General features: G+C 62.3%; 14 protein-coding genes. 7 read left to right on the top strand and 7 right to left on the bottom strand.

What is annotated here, in order from left to right; genetic code table 11:
• The 5 genes from AC5FXY_RS18385 to AC5FXY_RS18365 all read right to left on the bottom strand — a co-directional run.
• Positions 1–473 (bottom strand): hypothetical protein (locus AC5FXY_RS18385; protein WP_493558174.1); only part of this gene is annotated, 473 nt, incomplete at its 3' end.
• A gap of 122 nt (positions 474–595) precedes the next feature.
• Positions 596–994 (bottom strand): hypothetical protein, encoded by a 399-nt coding sequence (locus AC5FXY_RS18380; protein WP_493558173.1) that lies wholly within the window; start codon positions 992–994, stop codon positions 596–598.
• Positions 995–1,055: 61 nt separating this feature from the next.
• The gene (locus AC5FXY_RS18375) at positions 1,056–1,271 is read right to left on the bottom strand and encodes a YodC family protein (protein ID WP_493558172.1); all 216 of its coding nucleotides are present in this window, start codon (positions 1,269–1,271) and stop codon (positions 1,056–1,058) included.
• A 12-nt stretch (positions 1,272–1,283) separates the two neighbouring features.
• Positions 1,284–1,550: a hypothetical protein gene (locus AC5FXY_RS18370; protein WP_493558171.1), complete on the bottom strand. Its 267-nt coding sequence runs from the start codon at positions 1,548–1,550 to the stop codon at positions 1,284–1,286.
• 649 nt (positions 1,551–2,199) lie between these two features.
• On the bottom strand, positions 2,200–2,553 hold the full coding sequence (locus tag AC5FXY_RS18365; RefSeq protein WP_493558170.1) for a hypothetical protein: 354 nt from the start codon (positions 2,551–2,553) through the stop codon (positions 2,200–2,202).
• 35 nt (positions 2,554–2,588) lie between these two features.
• Between AC5FXY_RS18365 and AC5FXY_RS18360 the strand changes: the two genes are divergently transcribed.
• The 5 genes from AC5FXY_RS18360 to AC5FXY_RS18340 are packed head-to-tail and all read left to right on the top strand — an operon-like array spanning position 2,589 to position 4,197.
• The gene (locus tag AC5FXY_RS18360; RefSeq protein ID WP_493558169.1) at positions 2,589–2,858 is read left to right on the top strand and encodes a hypothetical protein; all 270 of its coding nucleotides are present in this window, start codon (positions 2,589–2,591) and stop codon (positions 2,856–2,858) included.
• A 26-nt stretch (positions 2,859–2,884) separates the two neighbouring features.
• Positions 2,885–3,148: a hypothetical protein gene (locus AC5FXY_RS18355; protein ID WP_493558168.1), complete on the top strand. Its 264-nt coding sequence runs from the start codon at positions 2,885–2,887 to the stop codon at positions 3,146–3,148.
• Between the two features lie 13 nt (positions 3,149–3,161).
• Positions 3,162–3,476 carry a hypothetical protein gene (locus tag AC5FXY_RS18350; protein WP_493558167.1) on the top strand — a complete coding sequence of 105 codons (315 nt, stop codon included), beginning with the start codon at positions 3,162–3,164 and terminating at the stop codon, positions 3,474–3,476.
• Positions 3,476–3,859, top strand: a complete 384-nt coding sequence (locus AC5FXY_RS18345; RefSeq protein WP_493558166.1) for a hypothetical protein — start codon at positions 3,476–3,478, stop codon at positions 3,857–3,859. Before AC5FXY_RS18350 ends, AC5FXY_RS18345 begins: the two co-directional genes overlap by 1 nt.
• On the top strand, positions 3,856–4,197 hold the full coding sequence (locus AC5FXY_RS18340) for a helix-turn-helix domain-containing protein (protein WP_493558165.1): 342 nt from the start codon (positions 3,856–3,858) through the stop codon (positions 4,195–4,197). Before AC5FXY_RS18345 ends, AC5FXY_RS18340 begins: the two co-directional genes overlap by 4 nt.
• Positions 4,198–4,226: 29 nt before the next feature.
• On the opposite strand, the gene AC5FXY_RS18335 is transcribed toward AC5FXY_RS18340, so the two are convergent.
• Together AC5FXY_RS18335 and AC5FXY_RS18330 are read right to left on the bottom strand one after the other, a co-directional pair.
• Positions 4,227–4,532: a hypothetical protein gene (locus tag AC5FXY_RS18335; RefSeq protein ID WP_493558164.1), complete on the bottom strand. Its 306-nt coding sequence runs from the start codon at positions 4,530–4,532 to the stop codon at positions 4,227–4,229.
• A gap of 54 nt (positions 4,533–4,586) precedes the next feature.
• Positions 4,587–4,949: a hypothetical protein gene (locus AC5FXY_RS18330; RefSeq protein WP_493558163.1), complete on the bottom strand. Its 363-nt coding sequence runs from the start codon at positions 4,947–4,949 to the stop codon at positions 4,587–4,589.
• A 93-nt stretch (positions 4,950–5,042) separates the two neighbouring features.
• Between AC5FXY_RS18330 and AC5FXY_RS18325 the strand changes: the two genes are divergently transcribed.
• Complete coding sequence (locus AC5FXY_RS18325; protein WP_493558162.1) at positions 5,043–5,213, top strand: hypothetical protein; 171 nt, start codon at positions 5,043–5,045, stop codon at positions 5,211–5,213.
• A gap of 226 nt (positions 5,214–5,439) precedes the next feature.
• Complete coding sequence (locus AC5FXY_RS18320) at positions 5,440–6,777, top strand: hypothetical protein (protein WP_493558161.1); 1,338 nt, start codon at positions 5,440–5,442, stop codon at positions 6,775–6,777.
• The last annotated feature ends 9 nt before the right edge of the window (positions 6,778–6,786 follow it).

Genomic DNA, 6,786 nt, shown 5'->3' with positions numbered 1-6,786 from the left:
GCAATCTGCTCCACTGAGCACTGGGGGGGGGAGGAGGAGGAAGCGGCAATGATTTTTCCTCGCAATGATTGCAGCTGTGAAGGCAATTCGGCTTCGTTTTTTAGCTCGTATAGGGCCAGTGCCTCCTTCAGCAACCCCGCGCATGGGTCTGGTTGTCCGTCTTTTACCGGGACCTTAATCTTGCCGTAGTCGGCGGGCAAAGTCAGCGGCGGTATGGCCACGCTACTGCGTTCGGTCGAGACGTTGTAGTACACGCCCGGGAGCTTGTGTTGGAGGTAGACAACGACCTCCTTGTTTGCGTCCACCGTAATGGTTTGGCCCACTTGTGAAGACAAATCAATTGCCTCCGAAAGATCTGGCCCTTGCCTTTGGCCGGCCTGAGCACCGCTCTGCTGTTGCTGGTCGGAGCCTCCCTTGTCTTTTTTCTTTTGAGCGGCGGCTGGCAAGGCTGCACAAGCAATGATAGCGGCCATGCCCAAGCCTAGGCTCAGCCGCGAGAAAGCGTAGAGGTTTTGATGCATATAGTTTGACTGTTGAGATGGATACCTAGCAATAGGGTGTGCGGGTAGGGGTAGGCGATGAGGTAGCAGAAAGGTTAGGAGCAAGCCCAATCCCGGGCTTCGTTGATGTCGGCATACACCCGCATTTCGAAGCCTAGGCCGGTGGCTTGCGTCTTGTAGGAGCTGTTAATCAATAGTTGATTAAGCGGGTCCGCGGCCTCCACGCGGGCAAACTTGGTGATGCCGATTTCGACAAACACTGGCAGCGCGTTGGTGGCAATCCACTCGATATCGACCGGGCGCACGGGGCCGAGCAGCCGGTCATCGGCTATCCAGCTGGTAGCACCATGTTGGCGGGCTGCGGCTAGCCCGTCCAGTACGGCTTGGCGTAGGTCGGCGCTGCTGATGAATCCGCTCCACTGGGCCTCAATGGCGGGGCTAGCCCCTTCGTGCAGATATAAGTTGAGGAAGCGGTAAGCCTTGAGTAAGCGCATTCGGGGTGGGTTGAGGCAATTTATGGTGCGTGCAGCGGGCCCCGGGTTGGGGTGACCAAGCTCAGGGGGTATGGTAAGGCGAAGCGGGAGGCGGTGCATCGGCGTGCCGAAGTACGACCGTTGGAACGTTGGCAGCGGACAGCTCCTGCGCTTGGTTGAAGTAATAGCACTTGGCGTAGCCCTGGTCTTCGTTAAGCTCGTAGATGGTCAGCAGCGGGCCGCCTGAGAGAACTTGGACGACGTCGCCGACTTGGAGGGGTGATGGTTTTGCGCTCATGAGCTTTGAAAATCAATTTGGCCGGTTGTGCCCTCCGCGCAGCAGCGCAAGCATTTCTTCTTTGGCGGCAATCAGCGCATCCTTCGTGGCCACTTGGTCGCGGAGCAGCTCTATCTGAGCCTGCAGGTGGGCTACGTCCTTCTCACAGTCCGCTATCGAGGCGTAAGTGTGGGTGATGGTGCCTAGGTTGGTGCCGACGACGTTGCCTTTGTTCTTTTTTACCGAAACAGTTTGTTGTGGCTCGGTGCCTGGTAGGAAAGGTTCTCCTTCACCAGTCATAAGCCACTGTGCATTTATGTTGCTAAAGTGGCGCAAAACTTTGCTTAAGTACTCACCACGCGGTTCGGCACTTCGCGCGCCTACATAGTTCTGAGTGTTTGTGGGGCTTTCTCCAATAGCCTCACTAAACGCTCTGGCACTCATGTTTAAGGAGTCAATTAGAAATTTTAGTCTCTGATTTATAGATTCTTGCTCCATTTTGGCAGCAAAAGGTTTTAAATAAGTGTAAAGTGGTTAACCACTTTGAATTCAATCATCGTATGTTTGTACGAGCAGGATGGAAAGTAACGAAACCTGCTGCTAAATCACACAATCACGATGGACGCGCACGCCCTTTATACCACGTCTGCATCACCCGCGCTTGACCGGCGCGGGTTGGTGCCCGCAGTCGCCGCATGGCTAGCGGAGCTAGGCTTTCAGGTTGTTTGCGGCCCTGTGCCGGATGGCAAAACCGCAGACGTCATCGGTCTGTGGCGCACCCCTGCGGGTGAGGTGTTTGAGCTGCACCTGGTCGCACAGGCCGGCTGGGCCATGTGCCAATGCACCGAACTGCTGGGTACTTTCTCCACTGTCTGCTTTGCCTGGACGTTGGTGGACCAGGTTTCGGAGGTGCAGTGGCTGCTGCTGCGCAACCGGCGCTACCAGCAGCTTACAAGCCGAGCAGGCGTTCCACCAGCGGCTGCACCCGCTGCAATTGCGCCCGTACCCGGTACCAGTCCCCCTGGTTAAGCTCTCGGGCAAAGCCATCGTTGCGGGCTAGCTGCTCGCTGAGCTCTTCCAACTCGCCCAACAAGTCGGCCTCCTCGGGCGAAGTCAGCGCGTCGTTCTGGAAATAACCACGCCGCAGCGTAGCCTCCGCAATGCGGGACAGATGCCGGGCCCGCGACCAGTGGAAAAACTCGCTGCCGTCGGCAGCCAGCACCACCGGCAGCCAGATGCGCCACTGCATGTCGTCAGTGGAGTGGTCCTCTTCCGCGCCGGGAGAGATTGGTACATCGCTCATAGGAGTCTCAAACCTACCTTTTTCCCCTCATCCTCATGACGGAACGGCAAAAGTATTACCACCTCCTGGGGGAGGTCTGCGAAGCCATGCCCTCGTCGGCCGTGGACAGCGCCATCCGAGCCGGCTACGGCCAGCACCTCAAATCGGCCAGCACGCGCCTGCACCACGTCAAGCAGGGCAAGGTAGCCTCGCTGCCCGATCTGTTGGCCCTCATCGAGCATTCCATGCCCGATTACGTGGTGCCGGCTTACCTGCGGCCCAACGAGGAAAGTGCCCCGGCCGCGGCACCCTTATTCAACTGCTAATCAGTTCATTCTTACCCCTCTCAATTATGCACCTGAATACCGCTCCGCAAGAGCCGGCGCGCCGCCCGTGCCTGCGTGATTTAGCTACCCTCACCACCACGCTGCTTCCGCCGGCGCTGGTCATGCTCGCGCCGCTACCGGAACTGGAGCGCCGCTGCCAGGAAATCAACAGCACCCATCCGCAGTACCGCGAGGAAACGCCCCTGGTGCTGGCTTACGAGCACAAGCGCCGGGGCCAGCTCAGCGGGGCCCTGCAGGTGGTGCACCGCCGCCAGGAGGAAGTCGCTTAAACAGAACGGAATCATGGCCAAGCCTACGTTTTCGCCCCCCGTTTCCCTAACCGACGCCCGCACCGGCAAGCGCGTGCGCGTGCAGGCCCTGCCGGCCGGCGCGGCCCTGGTGCCAGCCCCGCAGCCCATCCTGGGCTACACCTACCAGCGCGGCCACCTCACGGTGTACGTCAGCGGCTCGATGCCGCCGGCGCTGCGCACGGCCGAGCAGGAGGGCACCACCGATCAGGAAGTACTGCTGGTGGACAAGCTGCCCGAGGGCATCCAGGAAATCGACTGGACGGACTGCCGGCAGGAGTTTCGCCTGCTCTTACCCGACGCGGCCTGATGGAAGCGCGCTCCGGCCCCCGCGACTTGGGCCCTTACGTGGCCCAGCTGCTGCGCAAGCTCGGCTTCCGGGTGTGGGAGCAGCCCTCGCCAGTAGCCAGCCTCTCGCTGGTCACCGGCACCTGGACCGGCCTGACGGGCGAGCAGTTCAGCTTTCAATACGCCCACCACCACCCGGCCGCTGGCCCGGCAAGCTGGGCGGCCTGCAGCATGAGCGTGCTGCCGCCCGGTGCCCGCGAGCCGGCCGTGTGCTTTGCCCACACCCACGTGCGCCGCCTCAAGGACGTGCGCCTGCTGGTGCTCCACAACGACGTGTTTGCTGCCGCCCGCCAGCGCCTGGCGGCGGCCCGTGCTTCTGCTTCTCCTTTTGCTCCCGCGCCATGAACGTGAACGACATCGCAACCAAGGGCGACCTGGAAGCCCTGGTCAAACGCCTCGAAGCGCTGCTCAAGCCCGCCGACGGCGCGCCGCCCGCGGCAGCCGGCGACGACTACCTGAGCATCGATCAGGTGGCCGAGCTCACCGGCTTCAACCGCAAGACGGTGAAGAAGTGGATCGACGAGGGCAAGTACGACCGCCGCGGCAAGCTCATCACGCTCTTCACGCTGGAGTTTGCGCCGGGCTTCCCGCGCATTCCGCGCTCGGCCTTGGTCGCCTTCGGCCAGGGCGTCGGCTTCGACGTGAGCAAGCTCACCCCGCCCGCCATGCGGGTGGCTTCGTAACGGCTGCGCGCGTGATTACCAACCTGACCTTACACCGGCTTGGCGAACTGCCGCTGCCACACGGCCAAGCCCTCTTGCAAATAAGCACGCAGCAGGTACCAGCGGATGGAAGGGGCAAAAGCCTCGTCCTGCGCCTGCTGACAGAGCTGACGCGAATGCGCTACCAGCCGCGCCTCGTGCGGGCTGAGCATGGATTGCGTCAGCAGGGCAAGGCTCGCCAGGCAATAGCCCGGCAAGGCCCGCAACACGACCTGGTGCACAGGCATGTGCTCGTCCAGGTCGGGGAGCAGGTCTCCGAACTGTTGCAGTTCCTGCAAGCAAGCCGAGTGGGGCATACGGACAGTATTGGGAAGGACAATCCTCTACCCAACATGCTCCTGCCAATTATGTTACTGCCCAGGCAAAAAGTCACTGGGGACTTGATTCGCCCCTGCCAGCCGGAGCACATCCTTAAAGCGCTGATAAATGGCTTGCCACTCCTTCGCGGAAGATTCCGCGCCCAAGGTCGCGGCTTGATGCTCCAGGCACTGCAGCTTGGCCAGGTGTTCCAGCAGTTGCTGGTGCCGATTCGGCGTGAGTTCGGGCAGCAGCGCCCAGCTGCTGAGCGTGCGGCTGGCGGTGACCAACAGCCGCCTCAGCTTATCCCGATCCTGCGGCATTGTACTGTTCAAAAACAGTGCAGCACGGCTGTATCGCTGCCAATCGGTGCGGTAAGGTTCTTCAAAAGATGTCATATGGTGAAGCGGCAACACACCAAAAAATTCACTTACGCAGACAGTCCGCTCAAGTTATTGCTCCTCGTGCGCCGTGGGCGCAGCTTTCCTTCACTGCTTACCGCTACCTCTATGATTCGACTATTCGCCTCCCAACCCGACGCGGCCGCGCCCCAGGCCATGGCCGCGCACCTGCGCCGCGTGAGCGGTAAGCCCGTGGAAGTGCTGCCGTTCTCGGCCCTGCGCCGCGCGCCCCGCCCCAACAGTGCGGCGCCGGAGCCTGCCGCCAAAGGCCTCCACTGAACGCACCCATTGCCAACAGCCGCCGCCCCGCAGGCGGCAGCTGCTTCCGTGGACTAACGAAGTCGCCCCCGCGGGTGGGAATGCCGGGGGAGATGCCAGCTCGAGGCTGGCGGGAAGCACCGAGGGCCAGCAGACCGTGCTAGCTCAGCTAACGGGCCTGGTCGGGGACACCCGACCGGGCCTGAAGGCTACCCCATTGCCATTTACCACCGCTCACAGCACCGCCATGCTGCCTCTACCGTATTCCCCCACCAAGGCCCTGGGCCTGTTTGCCCAGTTCATTGCCGGCCTCGACGCCCAGCTGCCGCTGCAGCTGCGCACCCGCACGGTGCACAAGAAACAGGACGACGGCACACAGGTGGCCGTGCAGGAAACCTACCTCGTACGGCCGAAAGCCATCAGCCCCGGCGCCGAGCAGACGGCCCGCTACCTCATCACGCAGTGCATTCGGGCCGTGGAGGACGTGCGCCAGGTGCCGTTCCTGCAGGAGCCGGCCACCGGCGCGCCCGCGCCGCCACCCCTTCTGACCAACTGCGAGACCCTGGCCAAGGTGCGCCGCCTCTCGGCGCGGGCCATCCGCCTGCACCTGCGCCAGCTGCAGAAAATCGGCTTTATCGTGCGGAAAGTATTCCGGGGTACAAAAGCCAACTTCGAGCTGTGGTTGGACGCCAAGTTTGTGTGGAAAAGTGCTCTGGGAACCACTGAAGGCCAAAAAAGCACAAACCAAAACGCCGCCGCCTCGGCGGTGGCTAGCCCCCCCAGGGGTACAAAAGTTCCGCTTATTGAACCACTGGAAAAACAGGCTACACAAGAAATAGTAACGGCCAGTGTGGATATGTCACTATCTGCCGCCGCCGGTTCCGCTTTGACTGGCAACCGAGGGCAGCAGAAGCCCGCGGAGTTGGCTCCAGACGGCGCTAACGACCCCACGGCGGCGGCAACGCCGGCGCCAGGCAATGAGGCGGCGGGGGGCGCGGCGGCCGCGGTGGTAGCCCGGCAAGAGGCTTTGGCGGCGGGGCGCCGCGAACGGGTGATGCAGTTCTGGGTGTACGCCTGGCGGCTGCTCTACCCGCACTGCCGCTTCAACGCCGAGGAGCAGCAGCAGGCGGTGGAAGCCGTGTGGCGCGGCGTGTACGCCGGGTTTGCCGGCAGCTGGAGCGAAGCCGATTGGGAGCAGTACCACCAGGATGCCCTGGCCCGCGTGGATCTGGTGGCGGCCTACCTCAAGCGCCGCGAGGAAAAGAACCAGAACTACACCCTGGACTTGCCCTACGCCTTGTTTGTGCCCGGCAAGGGCTATTTCGACCGCGAAAACACCAAAGGCTTTGTGGCCACGGCCGAGTGGCTGAAAAAGTCGCGCCAAAACGATTACGGCCGCAAAATCGAACGCGCCCTGCGCCGGGCCCGCCTGGAGATGCGCAACCACCGGCTGCGCTGCGCCTCCAAGCGCGTGCTGGCCATGACCCCGATCCAGCTCTACCGCTACCACGAGGACCGGCTCCGGGCGCTGGGGGCCACAGCCCTCAACCGCTTCCACGCCGCCGTGTCGGCCCCTCGCGCCTAACCAGTTCCT

It is taken from the genome of Hymenobacter sp. FMD4, from assembly GCF_058932745.1.
The sequence above is the reverse complement of the archived record's forward strand: the minus strand, read 5'-3'. Positions and strand labels throughout refer to the sequence as shown.